Source organism: Photobacterium sp. GSS17, assembly GCF_028621875.1.
In the GTDB taxonomy this organism is placed as follows: domain Bacteria; phylum Pseudomonadota; class Gammaproteobacteria; order Enterobacterales; family Vibrionaceae; genus Photobacterium; species Photobacterium ganghwense.
Map to the genome: position 1 here is coordinate 110579 of NZ_CP117517.1, position 21802 is coordinate 132380.

Genomic DNA, 21802 nt, shown 5'->3' on the forward strand with positions numbered 1-21802 from the left:
GTTAGGCTTTTTTCAGCTGTGCGATAAAACGCTCGGACTCGCTGATGGCGGCTTCCATGTCGGTAATGGCCCGCTGAATATCGCGCTGCAGGGAATTAAATTCGCCCTGTAGTGAACCAATCGCCGCGGCATTAAGATTATGCTTAAGATATAGGGTATTATCACGCAACGTGTTGAGTACCGGCGTCATTTTCTGCTCTGCGCGGTGCATTGCACCAAGCATGCGTTTGTAGGAAGCCTGGGTGCTGCGCAGCTTGCGTTCGCTGTCCCGGCGCAGGGTTGCGCTGGTATAGAGCGTCAGTTCGTCTTCCCATTCGTCGAACAGCGCATCGGCGACGTCTTCAATGGCCGCGATGCGATCGCTGACTTTCTCTGCCGCTTTCTGGCTGGCCAGATACTCATCATTAATGGAATTGTACACGCGCTCCAACTCACCGCCATCAAACTGGTTCAGGGCTTTAAGGGCGGTCAGGGCATCGGTGAATTTTTCCTGGGCATCGGCTTGTGCTTCATTGGCCTCTTCCACCCGGTCTACCATGATGTCGCGTTTGTGGATCCCGACTTTTTCCATGGCTGAATAATAAGCGCTTTGACACCCTGTCAGGGTGGTCAGCGCTAGCAGGATGGCAAGCAAATAGGGCATATTGGTCTCCGGTTGTCCTAGAATCTATTGAATCTTCGAATATTTTAAAAACAAACAAGAAAATTAGTGACATGACTATGGCTGACAAAAAGACAACTGGCAAGCACGATTGGCAGCAGCAACTGCGCACGACGTGGGCCTATATCCGTTATCTTCATCAACGTGTCGGGCACGATCGCCTGACGGTGACCGCAGGCTCTATGGCGTATGTAACCCTGCTGTCATTAGTGCCACTGATCACTGTGGTGCTGTCCGCATTGTCATCCTTTCCGGTGTTTGCCGGGTTGGGCGACATGCTGCAGAATTTCGTAATTGAAAACTTCGTTCCGGCTGCCGGGGAAATCCTTAAAGAGTACCTCAACGAGTTTGTGGCCAATGCCGGTAAGATGACGGCCGTAGGTATCGGGGCACTGTTTGTGGTGGCGATGATGCTGATTTCCACCATCGATAAGTCGCTTAACTATATCTGGCGGGTGACGGAAAAGCGCCGTCCAGTAATTTCGTTCTCGATCTACTGGATGGTCCTGACGCTGGGGCCGATTCTGGTCGGGTCCAGTATTGCGGTCAGCTCTTATCTGGGATCGCTGAACCTGCTAAACAGTGATGCCGTCAATGGCCTGTTGCAGCGCAGCCTGCGCGGCCTGCCCGTGCTGATGTCCAGTGCCGCCTTCCTTGGCCTGTACCTGCTGGTACCCAATACCAAGGTGCGTCTCAGCCATGCCGTGATTGGTGCCGTGACGGCCAGTGTGCTGTTTGAACTGAGCAAGAAAGGGTTTGCCCTGTACATCACCAACTTCCCGTCGTACCAGGTGATTTACGGTGCACTGGCTGTGGTGCCGATTTTGTTTGTGTGGGTGTATCTGTGCTGGTGTATTGTGTTGTTTGGCGCGGAGATCACCGCCAGCCTTGGCGAGCGGCAGTACTGGCACCCGATCGACAAATCCCGTGATGAAACGGTGCCGACCGCCGAAGAAATGGCCGTGCAGGAAAGCGGACAGGCCACAGAAAGTGAACACAAAGAGGTAGAAAGGAAAGAGTAATGATTGCACTTATTCAACGAGTCAGCGAAGCCAGCGTAACGGTGGATGGTAAGGTAACCGGCGCGATTGGTAAGGGACTGCTGGTATTGCTGGGTGTCGAGAAAGGCGATGACGAAGCCAAAGCCCAGCGCCTGCGCGACAAAGTGCTGGGGTATCGTGTCTTTGAAGACGATGCCGGAAAAATGAACCTCAATGTGCAACAAGCCGGTGGTAGTGTCTTGGTGGTTTCGCAATTTACGCTGGCAGCCGATACCAAAAGTGGGATGCGGCCAAGTTTTTCTGCTGGTGCGACACCATCGGAAGCCGAACGGCTGTATGATTACTTTGTCACCTGCTGTAAGGATAAGGATATTCAGACAGAAACCGGTATTTTTGCTGCGGACATGAAAGTCGCGCTGCTCAATGACGGACCGGTCACTTTCTGGTTGCAGGTATAATTATGGATGGGGGCTGCAGGCCCCCTGAACAGTGGAGAAGGATTTCATGTTTCGATTGATCACCCCGGCAACAGACGCAGAACTGGCGCAATACTATGACTTCCGTTGGCGGATGCTGCGTGAGCCCTGGCATATGCCGGTTGGCTCGGAGCGTGATGCTTATGATGAACTGAGTATTCATCGGATGATTGTCAGTGACGATGGCGAAGCGATTGCGATTGGCCGTTTGTACATGACACCTGACAATGAAGGTCAGATCCGTTATATGGCGGTGCATCCCGATTACCGCCATCAGGGTATGGGGGCGATAGTGCTGATGGCGCTGGAATCGCTGGCCCGGCAGGAAGGGGCCAAGCGCCTGGTCTGTAACTCGCGCGAGGACGCGATCCCTTTTTACCTGCGCAACGGTTTTACCAGCCAGGGCGAGCTGAGTGAAGAGCGCGGCCCGGTTCGGCACCAGCAGATGCTTAAGCACCTGGATCCGCTGACGGAATTCGTGCGCCATCCGGACTGGTGTCAGGAGCTGCAGGAGCTGTGGCAGTCCCAAATTCCCATCAGTGAAAAAATGGGGGTGCGGATCAGCCAGTACACGGGGTATCGCTTCGAGGTCAGTGCCCGCATCAATGCCAACCTCAATCCCAAAGCCAGCATGTTCGCCGGCAGTATCTTTACCATGGCGACGCTGGCCGGGTGGGGATTTGTCTGGATGCTGCTGAAAGAGCGCAAGCTGCCCGCCGACATTATTCTGGCTGACAGCCACATCCGTTATCAGCATCCGGTGACCGAGCGGCCTAAAGCCGTGGTCACGGTTGAAGATCTCAAGGGCGACGTGGACCGACTGGCCAAACGCCGGAAAGGCCGGGCAGTGGTGCAGGTGCAGGTCTACAGCGGTGAGACGTTAGCCGCCACCTTCACCGGCACTTATATGTTGTTTCCTTCGCAAGGCGACAACAACACCGTGTGCTGATCCCCCTGCCACCGTTGTACTAATTGTTGACGTGAGCCGGTACTGGCCGACCGGTTTTCACTGTCTGGCTGCCGACACGGGTAGCTGGCCTGCCATTCCAGCTGCTGCGCTGCCGGATCCGCCATATCCCATTTCCCTTCCAGTCCTGCCTGTAACGGCCCACTGTGCAATGACATCGGTGCGACGGTGATGCGTCCCCGATCGCTGGTGATAGCCAGCGGAGTAATGGTCACGCTGGCGGCTGGTGCTTTTGCGGGAGTCGTGTTGGTCGCTATCGTGGTAACAGCAGGCTTGTCGGTGGCTGTTTCAGTGGTCGTGATCGCCTGAGCCGGTGCGGCGCTGAGATCCGTCGGTTCGGTTACTATTGGCTGCCCGGTTTGTTGCCAGTGCTGCCACAGTTGAGCGGCAGGCTGGCTCAGGGTGCCTTCACGCAGGCTCGCCGTGAGGTTGCCGTCGAGGCTATGGGCCAAACTGAGGCGATTGGCGGCCAGCCCTTTCAGTTGTCCTTGTGTATCGAGTTTTCCTTTTACCGGCAGCGGCAACTGAAGCCATTGCGCCAGCAGGGCGGCGGGCAGGCTGTCACCCTGCCACTGCAGCGACCACGGGCGCCCGGCGGTATTCAGGTCGATTGTTCCCTTTGCGTTAAGCAGGCCATCGGCGAATGGCAGGGTGGCTTCGCTCAGTTGCCATTGGCCCTGTTCAGCTGCCATTGCCAGATAAGGCCCGGTCAGGTTGATCGTGTTGAAACTGGCCGCGCCAGCACCGGCGGTCAGGCTACCTTGCCACAGACCCGGTTGGTTCTCCCGGCGCAGCAGCAGATCCTGTCCTTTGAGGTTAAGCCCGGTCAGGTGCCAGGGGGAAGCAGGTGCCGTATCCACGAGCTGGCTATAGCCGATATCCAGGCTATCGATACGAATGGTCGGCCAGTGGGCAAAGGCGGAGCGGGCAGTTTGCTGCCAGTGCGGCGGCAGGAACACTTTGAGTCCCTTCAGGACTAAGCTGTCAAGCTGAAGGCTCTCAGGGGTCAGGATGCCAGCGGCTCGGCCATAGCCTTCCAGCGCGTTGACCGAGGCGCCTTTGATGGTGACTTGGGCCGGAGTAAAAGCCAGCTCCAGCAACGGGTCAGTAAAGGTGAGCGCCTGCCAGCTGCCGCTTTCTGCACTGAATGACAGCCAGGCCTCCGGCTGTTGGTAGGCACTTTGCGGCCAATGCCAGTTTTCCAGCGACAGGCTGGCATGGTTAAGGGCCAATGAGGGTAATTCGAGGCTAATGTCGAGCATGTCGAGACGGCCAAGTGTTGCTGTCCCGCCAGCCTGCGTCCAGTGGTGCAGCCATGTCTGCAAGGCGGCGAGTTCATCGCCGTGCTGGAGCTGTAGATCGCTCACGGTTAACTGGTGCAGCTGAAGTACCTTTACGCGGGTATCCAGTTCCAGCTGGCCATTCACACCGGCGTGCTGCCAATCAAAGGAAAACCCGTACAGGGTCAGGGCTGGTGCGGTGTAGTTGCCGTCGAGCAGCAGCTTTTCCACCGGGAACTGGTGCCAGCGCAGAGTATGGGCCGCAATTTGGAAGTTGCCAGCAAACTGCTGCCAGAACGGGCGGGGATCTGAGGCGCGGAAATGCCAGTTATCAAGCTGGATTTCACCTTCTGACAGCGTGATATCGGCGCTGTGCCAGGTCAGATTGCTCAGGGCCAGTCGCTGGCTCGATAGCTCGGCAGGAACCGGCAGCGACGCGCTGTCTGCGCTCAGGTTCAGGCCGTCTAACAGGATGGTGTCAAAATGCCAGCGCCCGGCCAGCAGGCTGGACGGGCTCAGCCACAGGGTCAGCTGGTTTGCGGTAAATGGAGTCTGCGGCTCAGAGGGCGTCTCTGCCGCACGAGGCTGCAGACGTAACTGGTTCAGGGACAGGCGCCACGGTTCCTCGATGTCGTAGACCACCTGCTCAGCCTCCAGCTGATACGGGCTGACGGTATTGATTAGCCATACCATCATCGGGGTGGCAAAGCGGGTATGCATCATGGTCAGGAAGACCGTCGCGCCCAGCAGGATGAGGACGAGCAGAGTAGCAACGAGTTTCCCGATGAGGCGCATGTGGGCTCCTGAGGCAGTAAAAGAGTGGGTTGGTTAATATTAGGGCGCAAATTGCCCTGTGCTGCAAGTATGGCAGCCGGAAATGGCGAGCGGGCAACGAAAAAGCCCCTCGTGTGAGGGGCTTGGCATTGGTTGTGGCGCGTTGCAGATTAGTCCAGCTGAGGACCTGCAGCAACCAGCGTCGAACCTTCGGCAGTATCCGTGTACTTCTCGAAGTTATTGATGAAGCGCTCTGCCAGATCTTTGGCTTTGCTTTCCCACTGCAGTGGATCCACATAGGTGTCACGTGGGTCCAGAATGCTTGGGTCAACGCCAGGCAGAGACGTCGGTACTTCCAGGTTGAAGATCGGCACGTGCTTCGTTTCGGCATGCTCGATAGAGCCGTCCAGAATTGCGTCAATAATGCCGCGGGTATCCTGAATTGAGATACGTTTGCCGGTGCCGTTCCAGCCGGTGTTGACCAGGTAGGCTTCAGCGCCTGCCGCTTCCATACGTTTAACCAGTACTTCGGCGTATTGTGTTGGGTGCAGCGTCAGGAACGCGTTACCGAAACATGCTGAGAAGGTTGGCGTCGGCTCAGTGATGCCGCGCTCAGTACCGGCCAGTTTCGCAGTGAAGCCTGACAGGAAGTGGTATTTGGTTTGCTCTGGCGTCAGTTTAGACACCGGAGGCAGCACACCGAATGCGTCAGCAGACAGGAAGATCACTTTGTTAGCGTGACCGCCTTTAGAGACCGGCTTAACGATGTTTTCAATGTGGTAGATAGGGTAAGACACACGGGTATTTTCGGTCTTCGAGTTGTCGTCGAAGTCGATAGAGCCGTCGCTGCGTACCGTTACGTTTTCCAGCAGTGCATCGCGACGGATCGCGTTGTAGATGTCTGGTTCTGCTTCTTTCGACAGGTTGATGGTTTTCGCGTAGCAACCGCCTTCGAAGTTGAATACACCGTTGTCATCCCAGCCGTGCTCGTCATCACCGATCAGGGCACGTTTCGGATCGGTAGACAGGGTTGTTTTACCGGTACCGGACAGGCCGAAGAACACCGCTACGTCACCGTCTTTACCCAAGTTCGCGGAACAGTGCATTGAGGCAATGCCTTTCAGCGGCAGGAAGTAGTTCATCATTGCGAACATACCTTTCTTCATTTCGCCGCCGTACCAGGTACCGCCAATCAGCTGCATTTTCTCGGTCAGGTTGAACACGGTGAAGTTTTCAGAGTTCAGACCTTGCTCCTGCCACTTATCGTTGGTGCATTTGGCACCGTTCATGACCACGAAATCAGGCTCGAAGTTTTCCAGCTCTTCTTCACTTGGACGGATGAACATGTTTTTCACAAAGTGTGCCTGCCAGGCCACTTCAGTGATCACACGAATGCACAGGCGGGTGTCCGGGTTCGCACCACAGTAACCATCAACCACAAACAGGCGCTTGCCAGATAGTTGATTCGTTACCAGGTGTTTCAGATCCTGCCAGACTTCCTGAGAGATCGCTTTGTTGTCGTTGGCGCCCTGGTCAGCCCACCATAGGGTATCTTTGGTGGTGTCATCTTGGACGATGAACTTATCTTTTGGTGAACGACCTGTAAAAATACCGGTATCAACGGCGACGGCACCCAGCTCAGTAACGATACCTTTTTCGTATCCCTCCAGGCCCGGCTTGGTCTCTTCTTCAAATAGCAGTTCATAACTTGGGTTACGAACCACCTCTGTAACATTGCTGATACCGTATTGAGATAGGTCGATATTTTTTGCAACCTTTTTATCGACGTTCATGACGGTCATAGGTGCTCCTTGGGTAAGATGTTGTTTAACTGTTGACCATGCTAGCAACCCTAAAGGGGTAATTCAGGGAGGTTTATCAAAAATTAACCATTTAAAAGTTAGGGTTAAGTAAAATAGTTAGAGTAATTGTAGGCCTTTATTTTATCCTGATGTAAAACGTTTGCGCTAGGCCTAAAAATTAATATTTTCCTTGAAAAAAGCGTAATTTAGCGCGTTATTGACTTACGAGCTGGCGGGGAAAAGTGTGCTTCAGGTAGAAAAAAAGCCGGATGTCATCCGGCTTTTGTAAGAATGTTTCAGGCTTAATAAGAGGGGATAATTAATGAACCTGCTTACTGGTGTCGTTCGCGGCGTGTTCGAACAGGGCAGCAACATCAATGCTGTCAAAGTCATACGTTGTGCCACAGTAGTCACAGTGCAGGGAAACTTTCCCCTCTTCTGCCACGATGCGATCGATTTCGCTGCGCTCGATAGAAACGATAGCTGATGCGCTGCGCTCACGGGAGCAGCCACAATGGAAGCTCACGTCCTGCGGTTCGAACAGCTTCACTTCTTCCTGGTGGTACAGGCGGTACAGCACATCCTGCGCGTCCAGGCCGAACAGCTCTTCGTCTTTGACGGTCTCTGTCAGCTGCTCCAGGTGCTCAAAGTCCCCTTCATGGCCTTTACCGTCCGGCAGGATCTGCAGCAGCATACCGGCCGCTTTCGCTTCACCGTTCAGTTCGCCGGAGCGCAGCCAGATACGGGTTTGCAGCTGTTCGGAGTTTGCGAAGTACCCTTCCAGACAGGTTGCCAGTGAGTCGCCTTCCAGGCCAACGACGCCTTGGTAGCGCTCGCCTTTTGTTGGGGTAATAGTGATCACCAGGTGACCTTTACCCATCAGGTCGTGGATGTTGCCGCTTTCCGGCACATTACCTTCCCAACGTGCAACGCCACGCAGTTTCTGGTCGTGGTCGCCGTTGATCACTGCCAGTTTCACCGGGCCGTCACCTTGCAGTTGCACCGTGATCGAGCCTTCAAACTTCAGGGTCGCGGTCAGCAGGCTGGTGGTCACCAGCAGTTCGCCCAGCAGGGTTTTCACCGGTGCCGGGTATTCCTTGCTGGAAATGATTTGCTGATAAGTTTCGCTCAGCTGAACCAGTTCACCACGTACGGATACACCGTCAAACAGGTAACGGTATAGACTGTCTTTTGTCATTAGCTTGTTTTCTCCAGCAGAAGGTCAATCGCCAACATTTGCATCACTTTCGCCATCGTAACGAAACTATCGGCCGTTATGATGACCTAATGCCATTAATTGGAATTACTTTTAAACTTAATTATATCGCGTCGCTGTTTTTTATCCGGACGCTTGTCCGGACTCGGGCTGCCAAAGGCATGGAGCTTGCGCATCTGAGTGTGTTCTTCACGCTTCTTGATGCTGTCGGCTGTCTCCCGATACAGGGTTTGTGCTTCTGGCGCACCGCGGCGTGTATCCGATAGCTGCTCAACAATGACGGTTTTTTCCTCATTGCCCTGACGCAACCGGATTTCGGCACCGACTTCGACCAGCTTGCTGGGCTTGGAGCGTTGTCCGTTGTATTGCACTTTGCCGCCGTCAACCATGTTGCGGGCAAGTGAACGGGTTTTGTAAAAGCGTGCCGCCCATAACCATTTATCCAGACGGACCTGTAGGTTGTCAGAATTGGACTGATGTTGGCCCACTGTCTGCTCCTTACCCCAAAGGGCGCTAAAAGTACCACAATGCCGACACGGCGTCAGCAGGCGTTGAGAGTAAATAGATGGTGATAAGGTACTCAGATTTCAACGATAATCTGGGGAATAAATGACACTTAATGGCTAGTGTATTGATAGTAGATATAAATTTTCCGTGATCTCTTTTGGTATTATGTGATCATTTTAGTATTTAACGGTGCCGTTTTTAGCTTCTAACGGTATCCTGTGTAGTCCGGCCCGGTAACTGGCCTTTACTTTATTTCCGCAGGACGATGGACGTTTCATGGTAGCAGCAAATTGGATGGGGACATTGCAGTCTAAACGCTGGTTCTCCGTAACATCACTGACCCGTTTCCTGACCTGGTTTTTGGTCGTGATTCTGGCCTGGGTGCTGGGTCGCCTGATCTGGGCCGCTGTGCAGCCGGCACCGCAGCCTGTGCGCTGGCAAGCGACGCCAGTCGCCCCCGCGTCGCCGGGACAAGAAAAAGGCAATGTTTCCGATGTGCTGGCCATGAACTTGTTTGGGCGCTATCAGGCGGATGCGCCGGTAGTAGCGCCGAAGCAACCGGTGCAGAAGGATGCTCCGCAGACCAAGCTGCGGCTGACGCTGGTGGGGCTGGTGGCCAGCTCCAACCCGCATACCGCGCTGGCGGTAATCACCAATCAGGGGAAACAGAACACCTACGGTATCGGCGAGGTCATCGACGGTACGCGGGCCACGTTGCAGGCCGTGTTTGCTGACAGGGTGATTATCCGTAACAGCGGCCGGGATGAAACCCTGATGCTGGACGGTGTCGATTTCGGCAAGTCCGCCTCAGTCGCCACTCCGGCTCCTGTGGCGCGTCAACGTCCGGCTCCGGAGCCGGCTCAGCCTGCTGCCTCAGACCCCGGCGCTGAACCAGCCTCGGATTTGAGTCGCATTAAGCAGGAGATTCTCGAAAAGCCGCAGAACCTGTTCAGCTATATCCGGCTGTCTCAGGTACAGCGTGACGGCAACCTGATTGGTTACCGGGTGAATCCGGGCAAAGACCGTGCCTTGTTTGATGCGGTGGGGCTGAAAGCCGACGATCTGGCGGTGAGCCTGAACGGCAACGACCTGACCGATCCGGCCGTGATGGCCAAACTGTGGACTGAGCTGTCCAATGCCACAGATTTTACTCTGACTGTCGAGCGGGACGGTCAGCTACATGATATTTATATTGAGCTGCAATAGCGGCTCAAGGCGAACATGCGATAGCGCAGGAGTTTTGTGTGAAAAAATGGATGGGTAAAAGTGCCCTCTGGCTGGCGGGCAGCTTGTTGTGCAGCTCGGCAATGGCCAGCGAGTTTAGCGCCAGTTTTAAAGGGACCGATATACAGGAATTCATCAATATTGTCGGCCGGAATCTACAGAAAACGATTATCGTCGACCCGGCTGTGCGCGGCCAGGTGAATGTTCGCAGTTACGATTTGCTCAACGATGAACAGTACTACCAGTTCTTCTTGAATGTTCTGGAAGTGTACGGCTTTGCCGTGGTTGAAATGGACAACGGCGTGCTCAAGGTTGTGCGCGACAAAGATGCCAAAATCTCCGCCATTCCGGTGGTCGGTGACAGTCGGGTTAAAGGTGATGAAGTCGTGACCCGGGTGATTGCCGTGCGCAATGTCTCGGTACGTGAACTGTCGCCGCTGCTGCGCCAGCTGAACGACAACGCCGGGGCCGGTAACGTGGTGCACTACGACCCGGCGAACATCATCATGATCACCGGCCGCGCTGCGACCGTTAATCGCCTGGCTGAAATCATCGAGCGGGTGGACCGTGCCGGTGATAAAGAGATCGATGTTGTCGAGCTGCGTAATGCTTCGGCCGCCGAAATGGTGCGGGTCGTGGAAGCGCTGAACAAGACCGCCGATGCCAAGTCTACCCCGGAATTCCTCCAGCCGAAGCTGGTGGCTGACGATCGCACCAACGCGGTGCTGCTGTCTGGTGACCCGCAGGTGCGTAACCGCCTGAAACGCCTGATTCGCCAGCTGGATAAAGAAATGGCCTCGTCCGGAAACAACCGGGTGGTCTACCTCAAGTACGCCAATGCAGAAGACATGGTGGATGTGCTCAAGGGCGTGTCGGATAACCTGCAGGCGGAAAAACAGGGCAATGCCAAGACCCCGCCGGCCGGTAAAGCCGATGTCATGATTTCCGCCCACGTTGAAACCAACGCCCTGATTCTGACGGCGCCGCCGGATATTATGCGGGCGCTGGAAAACATCATTGCCCAGTTGGATATCCGTCGTGCGCAGGTGCTGATTGAAGCGATGATTGTGGAGCTGTCGGAAGGTGACGGCCTGAACTTCGGGGTGCAATGGGGGTCGACGGACGGCGGCGTGATTCAGTTCGGTAACTCCGGCGTGCCGATTTCCCAGTATGCGGTCGGCCTGGAAGAAGCCAAGGAAACGACCCGTACCGAAACCTACATTGATGCCAACGGTATCGAGCAGACCCGTACCATCAGAGAAGACGGTGACTTCAGTACCCTGGCCAGCGTGCTGGGTGGTGTCAACGGCGCCGCGCTGGGGATCGTGATGGGCGACTGGACCATGCTGATCAATGCCGTGGCCTCTGATCGCCATTCCAACATCCTGTCATCGCCAAGTATCACGGTGATGGACAACGGCGAAGCATCCTTTATTGTCGGTGAGGAAGTGCCGGTGGTGACCGGTTCGACCTCCAGCGCCAACAACGATAACCCGTTCCAGACCGTCGAGCGTAAGGAAGTGGGGATCAAGCTGAATGTGACACCGCAGATCAACGAAGGGGACTCGGTGCAGCTGAAAATTGAGCAGGAAGTGTCCAACGTGCTCGGGGCCAACGGGGCCGTGGACGTGCGCTTCTCCAAGCGTCAGCTGACCACGTCCGTGCTGGTGAAAGACGGCCAGATGATTGTGCTGGGCGGCCTGATTCAGGATCAGGTCAATGAGAACGAGCAGAAAATACCGCTGCTGGGTGATATTCCGATTCTGGGCCACCTGTTCAAGTCCACCAACACCACCAAGGGGAAAACCAACCTGATGGTGTTCATCAAGCCGACCATTATCCGTGATGGCGTGACTGCCGATGGCCTGACCCAGCGGAAATACAACTATATCCGTGCTGAGCAGCTGTACCGGGCGGACAAAGGGCTGAAGCTGATGCCGGACGCCAAGGTGCCGGTATTGCCGAAGTACGGCAGTGATATTTCGCTGCCGCCGGAAGTCCGTGCCTTCGTGGCGCAGCTGGAGGAGGTTCAGTAATGGCTGAGGCAAGTCTGTCAGGTGAAATGCAACCGCTGGTGCGGTTGCCGTTCTCCTTTGCCAAGCGCCACCGGGTTGTGCTGGAAGCGGGTGAGCAGGGCATCACCCTGTATCACGGCGGCACTCTGTCTGCGGTGGTGCTGGCGGAAATCCGCCGGGTGACAGGCCGAAGCTTCTCACCCCAGCCGCTGGACGACAAAGCGTTTGAGCTCAAGCTGACTGAAGCGTACCAGCGGGATTCATCAGAAGCCCGCCAGTTGATGGAAGATCTCGGCTCCGACAGCGATGATTTCTTTGCGCTGGCAGAAGAGCTGCCGGAAACCGAGGACTTACTCGAGTCCGAAGACGACGCGCCGATCATCAAACTGATCAATGCCATGCTGGCAGAAGCCATCAAGGAAGCGGCGTCGGATATCCATATTGAAACGTTCGAGAAAGCGCTGTCCATCCGTTTCCGGGTGGACGGTGTGCTGCGTGAGGTGCTGCAGCCAAGCCGCAAGCTGGCTCCTCTGCTGGTGTCGCGGATTAAGGTAATGGCGCGCCTTGATATCGCGGAAAAACGGGTGCCGCAAGATGGCCGGATTTCTCTGCGGATCGGTGGCCGGGCGGTGGATGTGCGGGTATCGACCATGCCGTCATCGCACGGTGAACGTGTGGTACTGCGTCTGCTGGACAAAAATGCCACCCGTCTGGATCTGCACAGCCTTGGGATGACCCCTGCCAACCATGCCAGTTTCCGCCGCCTGATTGAGCGTCCGCACGGTATTATTCTGGTCACCGGCCCGACCGGTTCGGGTAAATCGACCACCTTGTATGCCGGCCTGCAGGAACTTAACGGGCACGAGCGCAATATCCTGACGGTTGAAGACCCGATTGAATTTGATATCGACGGCATCGGCCAGACCCAGGTTAACCCGAAAGTTGACATGACGTTTGCCCGGGGCCTGCGTGCCATTTTGCGTCAGGACCCGGATGTGGTGATGGTCGGGGAAATCCGTGACCTGGAAACCGCTTCCATTGCGGTGCAGGCATCCCTCACCGGTCACATGGTGATGTCGACCCTGCACACCAATACCGCGGTCGGTGCGATCACCCGTCTGCGCGATATGGGGATTGAGCCGTTTCTGGTGTCGTCGTCGCTGCTGGGGGTACTGGCCCAGCGTCTGGTTCGGACCCTGTGTCCGAAATGCCGCCAGCCGTACGAAGCGGATGCCGAGCAGAAGAAACTGTTTGGCCTGGCACCGACTGACCCTTTAACCCTGTACCATGCCGGTGGCTGTGAAGCCTGTAATGCCAAAGGTTATCGCGGTCGGACCGGGATCCACGAGCTGTTGCTGGTGGATGAAAAAGTGCAGGAGCTGATTCACGCCGATGCCGGTGAAATGGCAATCGAAAAATCCATTCGGGCCCATACCCCGAGTATTCGTGATGACGGGCTGGCGAAAGTCAAAGCCGGGATCACGACCCTCGAAGAAGTGATGCGCGTCACCAGGGAGGGCTAACGGATGGCGGCATTTGAATACAAGGCTCTGGATGCCCGTGGCCGACAGAAGAAAGGCGTGCTGGAGGGTGATACTGCCCGCCAGGTTCGCCAGCAACTGCGTGAGCAGGGGCTGATCCCGCTGGAAGTGGCGCAATCGCATGAGCGGGAGAAGAAAAAAGCCAGTGGCGGTTTTCATCTCCGGCGCGGGATCAGCACGACTGAGCTGTCGCTGATCACCCGCCAGCTGGCGACGCTGGTGCAGGCGGCGATGCCGCTTGAAGAGTGCCTGAAAGCCGTTGCCGAGCAGAGCGAAAAGCCCCGTCTCAAGAACATGCTGCTGGCTGTGCGTTCGCGGGTGGTGGAAGGCTACACCCTGTCAGACTCAATGGCAGAGTATCCGCATATCTTCGACCAGCTGTTTCGGGCGATGGTGGCGGCTGGGGAAAAATCCGGCCACTTGGATACCGTGCTAAACCGGCTGGCAGATTACACCGAGAACCGCCAGCATATGCGCAGCAAACTGCAACAGGCGATGATTTATCCGACCATGCTGACCCTAGTGGCGGTTGCGGTGGTGTCGTTCCTGCTGGCGACTGTGGTTCCGAAAATCGTCGATCAGTTCGTTCAGATGGGACAGGAGCTGCCGACCGTCACTGAAGTGCTGCTGGCAGCCAGTGATTTTGTCCAGAACTGGGGGCTGGCTGTCGTGATCGGGCTGGTGAGTCTGTTTGCGCTGCTCAAAGCGGCACTGCGGCGGCCGGATTTCCGGCTCAAGTGGGATCGCTGGGTCATGCACCTGCCGGTGATCGGCAAAGTTGCGCGGGGCCTCAATACCTCACGGTTTGCCCGTACTTTGTCGATCTGTACCTCCAGTGCTATCCCGCTGCTGGAAGGGATGAAAGTGGCCTCTGATGTCATGACCAACACCTGGGTCAATCAGCAGGTTCGCGAAGCGGCCGACAAGGTGCGTGAAGGCTCGAGTCTGCGGGTCTCCCTGGAGCAGACCCGCCTGTTCCCGCCGATGATGCTGCACATGATTGCCAGCGGTGAGCGCAGTGGGGAACTGGAACAGATGCTGACCCGCGCCGCCGATAACCAGGATCGGGATTTCGAATCGCTGGTGAACATGGCGCTGGGCATTTTTGAACCCTTATTGATCGTCGCGATGGCTGGCATCGTGATGTTTATTGTTATTGCTACCCTAATGCCGATCATTGCTTTGAACAATATGGTCGGAATGTAATTTTTGGAGGTCTTTTCAATGCAACGCAAACAACGCGGCTTTACCCTGCTGGAAGTGATGGTTGTGATCGTCATTCTGGGCGTTCTCGCCAGTCTGGTGGTTCCAAACCTGCTGGGCAACAAGGAAAAAGCCGATCAGCAGAAAGTCGTGACCGACATCAGTGCGCTGGAGCAGGCACTGGACATGTATAAGCTGGATAACAGTGTGTACCCGACGACCGATCAGGGTCTGGAAGCGCTGGTGACCAAGCCGGCTTCAAGCCCTGAACCGCGCAATTACCGCAACGGTGGCTACATCAAGCGTCTGCCGCAGGATCCATGGGGGAACGATTACCACTACGTGATGCCGGGTGAGCACGGTGCTGTGGATATCTTCAGCCTGGGGGCGGATGGTCAGGAAGGCGGTGACGGGGTGAACACCGACATCGGCAACTGGAACATGCTGGACTACTGATCCCGATGACCAATCAACGCGCTGCCGGGTTTACCCTGATTGAAATTCTGTTGGTGCTGGTGCTGCTGGCAACCAGTGCCGTCGCGGTCATGATTTCCCTGCCGGAAAGCCGGGAAGACACCGTTCGCGAGGAGGCAGCGCGTTTTCATCACCTCATCCAGTTGCTGGGTGAGGATGCCCTGCTCAACGGCACCGATTACGGGGTCCGTATTGAGCGCCATGGGTACCAGTTTCTTCAGCTAACCGGTCGTGACTGGCAGCCGCTGACGGAATCCCGTTTTTTCACCAAAGTGGACGTGGATGAGTCGGTGCGGTTGGATCTCGAGGTCGGCAGTTTCTCCTGGCAGGATCAGGACAGGCTGTTCAAACCCGGATCGCTGTTCAACGAAGACTTGTTTGCTGAACAAACTGATAAAGACAAAGTGAAACCGCCTCAGGTGGTCGTGATGGCCAGTGGGGAATACACCCCCTTTACCCTGAACTTTGAAGTGGAAGGGGAAAACCAGTTCTGGCGGGTTCAGGCGGATGAAGTCGGGCGGGTTTTTTTATTGCCGCCGGGCGAATCCATCAAGAGCCAGACCGAGCAGGAGGGCTTATGACACGTAAGCACCCGTCGCGCGCGCGCGGCATGACTCTGCTTGAAGTGCTGGTGGCACTGGCTGTGTTTGCGACCGCGGCCTTGAGCGTGATGAAAGCGGTCAGTCAGCACCTCAATACGCTGGGGTATCTGGAAGAAAAGACATTTGCCGCTATGGTCGCGGACAACGAACTGGCTAAGGTCAGGCTGTCCGGGGAGATCCCGACTGCCGTTAAGCGCGGGAAATCCGAACTGGCCGGCCGGGAGTGGTACTGGTCCATTAAAAGCACCAAAACCGCTGACGGTTTTCTGCGGGCGCTGGATGTTACCGTCGCGACCGACGCTGAGCGTAAGCAGTCTATCGTGACCCTGAGAACTTATGTTGAGAATTAACCCATCAGCTCGCTCGCGAGTGAAACAAGCGGCGGGGTTTACCCTGCTGGAAGTGCTGGTTGCCATCGCAGTGTTTGCCATGCTCAGCCTGTCCGCTTATCAGGTGATGAACGGGGTGCAGCGCAGTGATGCCCAGTCTCGGGATCACAACGAACGGCTGCAGGAAATCCAGCGGGCGATGGTGATGCTCGACAACGATTTTCGGCAGGTGGTGCCGCGTAAGGTGCGGGATCAGGGGGAGCTGGTCAGCGATACCCTGCTGCGCAGTGGGGAGTACCTGCTGGATTCGTCCAGTCAGGGTATTCTGTTTACCCGTCTCGGCTGGCAGAACCCGCAGCAGATGTTTCCGCGCGGCGAAGTACTGAAAGTCGGCTACCGGGTGGTCGAGGGGACTCTGGAGCGGGTGTGGCTGCGCTATCCCGATACGGTGGTCGGTGCAGAGCCGCTGGTGCGGCCGATCCTGACCGGGGTCGAATCGGTCACTTTCCGTTTTTACAGTGACAAAACCTGGTCTGATGAATGGACTACCCCCGCCGCCCTGCCGGAAGGCGTGATGGTCAGGCTGACCCTGAAAGACTACGGTGAAATCGAGCGGGTGTATATGTTGCCGCACTCGGTGCTGGAAGCCAGTGAGACGTAAGGGGCAGAGATGAAACAGCAAAAAGGTGTCGCCCTGATCGTCGTGCTGATGTTAATGGCGCTGATGACGCTGTTGGCGGTACAGATGAGTGAACGGCTGCACCTGAATTTTTATCGGGTGGAAAACCAGATCCAGAATCAGCAGGCGTTCTGGTATGCCCAGGGGATGGAAGCGTTAGGCAAAGTCGCCATCGAGAAAAGTCTGGCGGACAGCGAGACGGTGAACCTCAGTCAGGCATGGGCAACCCGTGGGCAGCGTTATCCGCTGGAAGGCGGCGAGGCCATTGGTGATATTGTCGATCGTCAGGCGTGTTTCAACGTCAATGCATTGTCCGGCATCCGTCCGGTGACGGGCAGCTCCGCCAAACCTTTTGAAGTGCGTGCGTTGCAGATGATTCTGGAAGAAGCCGGGGTCGACAGCTACGACGCAGAAGTGGTGGCCGACTCGGTATGGGAATATGTCGATCCAGATGAAGCGGTGAATGCGGCTTTCGGGGCCGGTGACAGTACCTACGAAGGGTTTCGTCCGCCTTACCTGCCGCCACGTGACTGGATGGCAGATATTTCCGAACTGCGGGCGGTCAATGGCGTTAGCGCCGAGATTTACCAGTTAGCCCGGCCGTTGCTGTGTGCCATTCCCAGCAAGGAGTTGCGGGTGAATGTGAATACCCTGGATGAGAAACAAGCCGCCATTCTGGTGGGTCTGTTCTCTCCCCGGCTGGCGCTCAGTGATGCGCAGAAGCTGATTGCGGAACGTCCTTATGACGGCTGGAACAGTGAAGATGATTTTCTGGCTGATCCGGTGCTGTCCAGCATGGATGCCGAGGTGAAGAAACAGGTAAAGGCATTTATCAGCGTCAAAAGCGATTATTTTCAGTTAGACACAGAGATCCTGGTGGATCGTGCCAGGGTCCGGTTGGTGGCCTTGCTCAAACGAGATAGTGATAACAAGGTGACGGTTGTGCGTCGTCGTTATGGAGGAATCAGTGAGCGAAATTCTGACAATCAGGCTCAGTAGCCGTGCTGAACAGCCGGTGCAATGGCTTGTCTGGTCGCCACAACAACATGAAGTGATTGCTTCGGGCCAACTGGCGGATATCAGCCAGTTGGGCGAGATCGCGGAGTATGCTACCCAGCGTACGGTATATGCACTGGCCCCGGCCTGTGACGTGCTGCTGACGCAGGTGACGATCCCGGCCGGCAGCAGCCGTCAGCTTGGAGCGGTATTACCGTTCCTGCTGGAGGAAGAGCTGGCACAGGACGTTGACCATCTGCATGTGCATTTGCTGAAAAAAAGCGGTGACAGTGCTCAGGTCGCGGTGCTGGAACATCGTAAGATGGAGCACTGGCTGGCTGCATTGAGTGATGCCGGGATTGAAATCAAGGCTGTGGTGCCGGATTGTTTGTGTCTGCCGCTGTTTGATCAGGGGTACACCGCGGCTGAACTGGATGGTCTCTGGTTGATCCGTCAGTCTGAGATGCTGGGCATTGGTGCCGAAGCCGCGTGGCTACCGGCCTGGTTGTCTGCGCAGCAAACCCCGATAGTACCGCGGGCGGATGACGCGGATGAGGAAGCGCTTAACGAGCCAGCGGATACTGCGTCAGATGACGCCACCGTGGCATCCGGGACGGAGCTGTCGCGCGATCCGGAGCACCGGATTCACCACTACACACCGGCACCGGCCGGGATGCCGGGGCTGTGGAAAGCGGAAACACCAGAGCTGGTGATGCAGTTGCTGGCACAGGGCGTCATCGGCCATAAGGCTAACTTATTGTCTGGCCCGTACAAGCTGCAACCGGCCTGGCGCAAGTACCTAAAACCGTGGCGGAAAGTGGCGATTGCAGCCGCTGTCTTGCTGGCGGTGGTGGGCACCGAACATGTGGTGTCGGTTCAGGCCAAAGACGCGCAGGCTGACGTATACCGGGCTGAGAGCGAGCGTATTTTCCGTCAGGTTCTGCCGCAGTTTCAGCGTATTCCGTCGGAGAGTTACCTGAAGCGTCAGATGAGCAGTGAATTGACCCGGTTGGGGGGGGGCGCCAATGACAGTGGTCTGCTGCCGTGGCTGGCCCAGCTGCAGCCATCGCTGGCGAAAGTTCCGCAGCTGACGGTGCAGAGCCTGAAATACGATCAGAACCGGGGCGAAATCCGGTTCCAGGCGGTTGCCGCCGAGTTCCAGCATTTTGAGCAATTACGCACCTTGCTTACCGAGCAGTTTGAGGTTGAGCAGGGGCAGTTGAACCGGGAAGGTAATCAGGTTACCGGCGCCGTCGTGGTAAGGAGAAAATCATGAAAGCCTGGTGGAACGGGCTCAGCCTGAGAGAACAGCGACTGGTTCTGGGGGGCGGAATCGCCCTGTTCATCGCGATATTGTACTGGGGGATCTGGCAGCCGATGGCTAACTCGGCTGCCAATGCCGAAACGCATCTGCAGCGGGAACGCCAGCTATTAAGTTGGGTCAGCCAGAAAGCGGATGAGATCGTCGCCCTGCGCGGGACATCCGGCTCAACCGGTTCGGTCAGTGATAAAGGGCTGAATCAGGTGATCAATGAAACAACCCGCCGGTTCCAGATTGAAGTGATTCGGATGCAGCCCCGCAGTGAAGCGGTGCAGGTGTGGGTGAAACCCGTGCCGTTCAACACCCTGGTCAACTGGCTGGCGTTTTTGCGTGATGAACATGGCATTGATACGCAGTTTCTCGATGTGACCAAAACCGACAGGACGGGTATGGTCGAAGTTAACCGCTTGCAGTTAGGGCGGGGGTAAGTGTGAAGTTTAAAGTCTTAACTGGCGTTTCATTTGGGGTGGTACTGCTGGGCAGTGCTGTGGCGCATATTCCGGCCAGCTGGGTCTGGCAGCAGATACCGGCCGTACAGGGGCTGGATGTCGGCGGCATCTCCGGTACGTTATGGCAGGGCCGCGCCAGTCAGATTCGCTGGCAAGGAAAGAATTTCGGGCGTCTGCAATGGGACATGCATGTGCTGTCGTTGCTGACGGCCCGCCTGCAGTTTGATGTGCGATTCGGGCAGGGCAGTGACATGAACCTGACCGGCCGCGGGTTGGTGGGCTACAGTAGTCAGGGAGCGTTCGCTGAGAACCTGCTGGTGTCTTTGCCGGCCCGTGAAGTGATGCGCAATGTCCCAATGGCCCTGCCGCTGACTGTGGCGGGTAACCTGGAACTGACGGTGCGTGATTACCAGTTTGCCGCGCCATATTGTGCGGAGCTGAACGGTGCACTGGCCTGGAGCGCGGCCAATGTGGGCTCGCCGATGGGCGGCGTGAATCCGGGACCGGTACTGGCTGATCTTCGCTGTGATCAGGGGAAAGTGCTGGCCGATATCCGCCAGTCTTCCACGGAGGTGTCGAGTGAATTTGCCCTGTCGTTGGAGCCGGGCAACCGCTATACCCTCAATGGCTGGTTTAAGCCGGGCGCTGAGTTTTCCCCGCAATTAGGCCAGCAGCTGAAATGGCTCGGTAATCCGGATCCCAAAGGGCAGTATAAAATCACCTACAGCGGACGCTTTTAACCAATACCCGACTCGCACAGTCGGGTTTGGGTTAACGTTTTCTTCATAAAATGCTTTATTTCCCCTCTCCGTTGCCATTAAATACGGTTTTCCCCTGGCTGCGGCGGTTGGCAGCAGCAAGTAGACAGGACAGGTCATGGCAGCAGACAAAAACAAACCAGAAATTCTGGCTACGGAAGTAGTCGCTCAGTCGCGGCTGTTTAAAATCGAGTCGCTGGATCTGCGCTTTTCAAATGGCGTTGAGCGAACCTATGAGCGGATGAAACCGTCAGGTCGTCATGCCGTGCTGGTGGTCCCGGTGACCGCGGAAGGTGATCTGTTGCTGATCCGCGAATATTCAGCCGGGACGGAGCGATACGAACTCGGCTTTCCGAAAGGCTTGGTGGATCATGGCGAACTGCCTTCCGAGGCCGCAAACCGTGAGCTGAAAGAAGAGATTGGCTTTGGTGCCCGTCAGCTTCAGCCGATGAAAGAGGTCGTGTTGGCCCCGTCGTATTTCTCCAGCAAAATGACCCTGTTTCTGGCGCAGGAACTGTACCCGGAACAACTGGAAGGGGACGAGCCTGAGCCACTGGAAGTGGTACGCTGGCCGGTCAATCAGGCAGAAGAATTGATCAGCCATTTGGATTTTGCCGAAGCGCGGAGCATCACCGCCCTGTTCCTGGCGTTGAAACATCTCGCGAAATAGGAGCGACAATGGACTTATCGAACCTATTACCTCAAGTAATTGATATTGCCCGTTCGTCCGGGCAGGTCATTCTTGATATTTACCAGCGTGGCCAGTTTGAAAAACAAATCAAACAGGACAATACGCCAGTGACCAGTGCGGACTTAGCCGCGCATAAACTGGTGGTGTCCCGCCTGAGCGAACTGACTCCGGATATTCCGGTGCTGTCAGAGGAAGCCGCCGACATTCCGCTGGCAGAGCGCAGCCAATGGCAGCGTTACTGGCTGGTGGACCCGCTGGACGGGACGCAGGAGTTTATCGCTCGCAGCGGTGACTTCGCCACGATCATCGCGCTGGTTGATAACCACAGGCCGGTGATGGGAGTCGTGTATGCTCCGGTATCCGGCGTGGTGTATTACGCTTATCAGGGCAAGGGCGCCTGGAAGACCACCCCGGAAGGGGAAACCGTGCGGATTTCAACCCACAAACATGAGTTGCCGACACAGTCCATCGCGGTGGCGATCAGTCGCCGCCAGAACATTCGCGCCATTACCAGCCGGCTGGATCCGGCGCTAAATTACGATCTGGTCCCACTGGGTTCAGCCGCGCTGAAAGCCTGTCTGGTGGCCGAGGGTGCTGTTGACTGCTATTTGCGGTTGGGGCCAACCGGTGAGTGGGATACGGCAGCCACCCAGTGCATTGTCGAGGAAGCTGGCGGACGTATCCTCAATACTCACCTGACGCCGCTTTCCTATAACGAGCGGGATACGCTGGAAAACCCGAACTTTATTACCCTGGGTGACGAGAGCTTGCCATGGGCATCCATTCTGACGCCGGACAACCGGATGATGGAACTGAAGTAAGCCTGTGCGCAACTC

The 21802-nt window shown here is 56.3% G+C and carries 22 protein-coding genes; 17 read left to right on the plus strand and 5 right to left on the minus strand.

Going from position 1 to position 21802, the window contains the following annotated elements; genetic code table 11:
* Position 1: 1 nt before the first annotated feature.
* The gene (locus PGW97_RS00515) at positions 2-643 is read right to left on the minus strand and encodes a DUF2959 domain-containing protein (protein WP_047887087.1); all 642 of its coding nucleotides are present in this window, start codon (positions 641-643) and stop codon (positions 2-4) included.
* A gap of 77 nt (positions 644-720) precedes the next feature.
* On the opposite strand from PGW97_RS00515, the gene PGW97_RS00520 reads away from it, so the two are divergent.
* From PGW97_RS00520 to PGW97_RS00530, 3 genes are read left to right on the plus strand one after another with little or no spacing between them, the layout of a single operon-like run.
* A complete protein-coding gene (locus tag PGW97_RS00520) occupies positions 721-1683 on the plus strand; it encodes a virulence factor BrkB family protein (protein WP_047887121.1) in 963 nt (320 codons plus the stop codon).
* Complete coding sequence (gene dtd / locus PGW97_RS00525) at positions 1683-2120, plus strand: D-aminoacyl-tRNA deacylase (RefSeq protein WP_047887088.1); 438 nt, start codon at positions 1683-1685, stop codon at positions 2118-2120. The genes PGW97_RS00520 and dtd overlap by 1 nt, the downstream gene beginning before the upstream one ends.
* Positions 2121-2166: 46 nt before the next feature.
* Positions 2167-3087, plus strand: a complete 921-nt coding sequence (locus tag PGW97_RS00530) for a bifunctional GNAT family N-acetyltransferase/hotdog fold thioesterase (RefSeq protein ID WP_047887089.1) — start codon at positions 2167-2169, stop codon at positions 3085-3087.
* On the opposite strand, the gene PGW97_RS00535 is transcribed toward PGW97_RS00530, so the two are convergent.
* The 4 genes from PGW97_RS00535 to hslR all read right to left on the minus strand — a co-directional run bounded on the left by PGW97_RS00535 (position 3042) and on the right by hslR (position 8665).
* Entirely contained in the window at positions 3042-5180 is a 2139-nt protein-coding gene (locus PGW97_RS00535; protein ID WP_273858130.1) for an AsmA family protein, read from the minus strand. The two genes, PGW97_RS00530 and PGW97_RS00535, sit on opposite strands and share 46 nt — an antisense overlap.
* Before the next feature lie 149 nt (positions 5181-5329).
* Entirely contained in the window at positions 5330-6961 is a 1632-nt protein-coding gene (gene pckA / locus PGW97_RS00540) for a phosphoenolpyruvate carboxykinase (ATP) (RefSeq protein ID WP_207103398.1), read from the minus strand.
* 319 nt (positions 6962-7280) lie between these two features.
* The gene (hslO, locus tag PGW97_RS00545) at positions 7281-8159 is read right to left on the minus strand and encodes an Hsp33 family molecular chaperone HslO (RefSeq protein ID WP_047887092.1); all 879 of its coding nucleotides are present in this window, start codon (positions 8157-8159) and stop codon (positions 7281-7283) included.
* A gap of 95 nt (positions 8160-8254) precedes the next feature.
* Positions 8255-8665: a ribosome-associated heat shock protein Hsp15 gene (gene hslR, locus PGW97_RS00550; RefSeq protein ID WP_047887093.1), complete on the minus strand. Its 411-nt coding sequence runs from the start codon at positions 8663-8665 to the stop codon at positions 8255-8257.
* Positions 8666-8960: 295 nt separating this feature from the next.
* On the opposite strand from hslR, the gene gspC reads away from it, so the two are divergent.
* From gspC to cysQ, 14 genes are all read left to right on the plus strand, one after another.
* Positions 8961-9890 (plus strand): type II secretion system protein GspC, encoded by a 930-nt coding sequence (gene gspC, locus PGW97_RS00555; RefSeq protein ID WP_273858131.1) that lies wholly within the window; start codon positions 8961-8963, stop codon positions 9888-9890.
* A gap of 38 nt (positions 9891-9928) precedes the next feature.
* The gene (gene gspD, locus PGW97_RS00560) at positions 9929-11944 is read left to right on the plus strand and encodes a type II secretion system secretin GspD (RefSeq protein ID WP_207103396.1); all 2016 of its coding nucleotides are present in this window, start codon (positions 9929-9931) and stop codon (positions 11942-11944) included.
* On the plus strand, positions 11944-13446 hold the full coding sequence (gspE, locus tag PGW97_RS00565; RefSeq protein WP_273858132.1) for a type II secretion system ATPase GspE: 1503 nt from the start codon (positions 11944-11946) through the stop codon (positions 13444-13446). Before gspD ends, gspE begins: the two co-directional genes overlap by 1 nt.
* 3 nt (positions 13447-13449) lie before the next feature.
* A complete protein-coding gene (gene gspF, locus PGW97_RS00570; protein ID WP_273858133.1) occupies positions 13450-14670 on the plus strand; it encodes a type II secretion system inner membrane protein GspF in 1221 nt (406 codons plus the stop codon).
* 18 nt (positions 14671-14688) lie between these two features.
* Positions 14689-15123 carry a type II secretion system major pseudopilin GspG gene (gspG, locus tag PGW97_RS00575; protein ID WP_047887098.1) on the plus strand — a complete coding sequence of 145 codons (435 nt, stop codon included), beginning with the start codon at positions 14689-14691 and terminating at the stop codon, positions 15121-15123.
* A gap of 5 nt (positions 15124-15128) precedes the next feature.
* The gene (gene gspH / locus PGW97_RS00580) at positions 15129-15722 is read left to right on the plus strand and encodes a type II secretion system minor pseudopilin GspH (RefSeq protein ID WP_207103394.1); all 594 of its coding nucleotides are present in this window, start codon (positions 15129-15131) and stop codon (positions 15720-15722) included.
* Positions 15719-16093 (plus strand): type II secretion system minor pseudopilin GspI, encoded by a 375-nt coding sequence (gene gspI / locus PGW97_RS00585; RefSeq protein WP_273858134.1) that lies wholly within the window; start codon positions 15719-15721, stop codon positions 16091-16093. Before gspH ends, gspI begins: the two co-directional genes overlap by 4 nt.
* Positions 16080-16733, plus strand: coding sequence for a type II secretion system minor pseudopilin GspJ (gene gspJ / locus PGW97_RS00590; RefSeq protein WP_217391791.1), 654 nt, complete (start codon positions 16080-16082; stop codon positions 16731-16733). Before gspI ends, gspJ begins: the two co-directional genes overlap by 14 nt.
* A gap of 9 nt (positions 16734-16742) precedes the next feature.
* Positions 16743-17750 (plus strand): type II secretion system minor pseudopilin GspK, encoded by a 1008-nt coding sequence (gspK, locus tag PGW97_RS00595; protein WP_217391792.1) that lies wholly within the window; start codon positions 16743-16745, stop codon positions 17748-17750.
* Positions 17719-19023 carry a type II secretion system protein GspL gene (gspL, locus tag PGW97_RS00600; protein WP_273858135.1) on the plus strand — a complete coding sequence of 435 codons (1305 nt, stop codon included), beginning with the start codon at positions 17719-17721 and terminating at the stop codon, positions 19021-19023. Before gspK ends, gspL begins: the two co-directional genes overlap by 32 nt.
* Positions 19020-19496, plus strand: a complete 477-nt coding sequence (locus tag PGW97_RS00605) for a type II secretion system protein M (RefSeq protein ID WP_047887104.1) — start codon at positions 19020-19022, stop codon at positions 19494-19496. Before gspL ends, PGW97_RS00605 begins: the two co-directional genes overlap by 4 nt.
* 2 nt (positions 19497-19498) lie before the next feature.
* Positions 19499-20257, plus strand: coding sequence for a type II secretion system protein N (locus PGW97_RS00610; protein ID WP_047887105.1), 759 nt, complete (start codon positions 19499-19501; stop codon positions 20255-20257).
* Between the two features lie 136 nt (positions 20258-20393).
* The gene (gene nudE / locus PGW97_RS00615) at positions 20394-20945 is read left to right on the plus strand and encodes an ADP compounds hydrolase NudE (protein ID WP_217391795.1); all 552 of its coding nucleotides are present in this window, start codon (positions 20394-20396) and stop codon (positions 20943-20945) included.
* Between the two features lie 8 nt (positions 20946-20953).
* A complete protein-coding gene (cysQ, locus tag PGW97_RS00620; RefSeq protein WP_047887107.1) occupies positions 20954-21787 on the plus strand; it encodes a 3'(2'),5'-bisphosphate nucleotidase CysQ in 834 nt (277 codons plus the stop codon).
* The last annotated feature ends 15 nt before the right edge of the window (positions 21788-21802 follow it).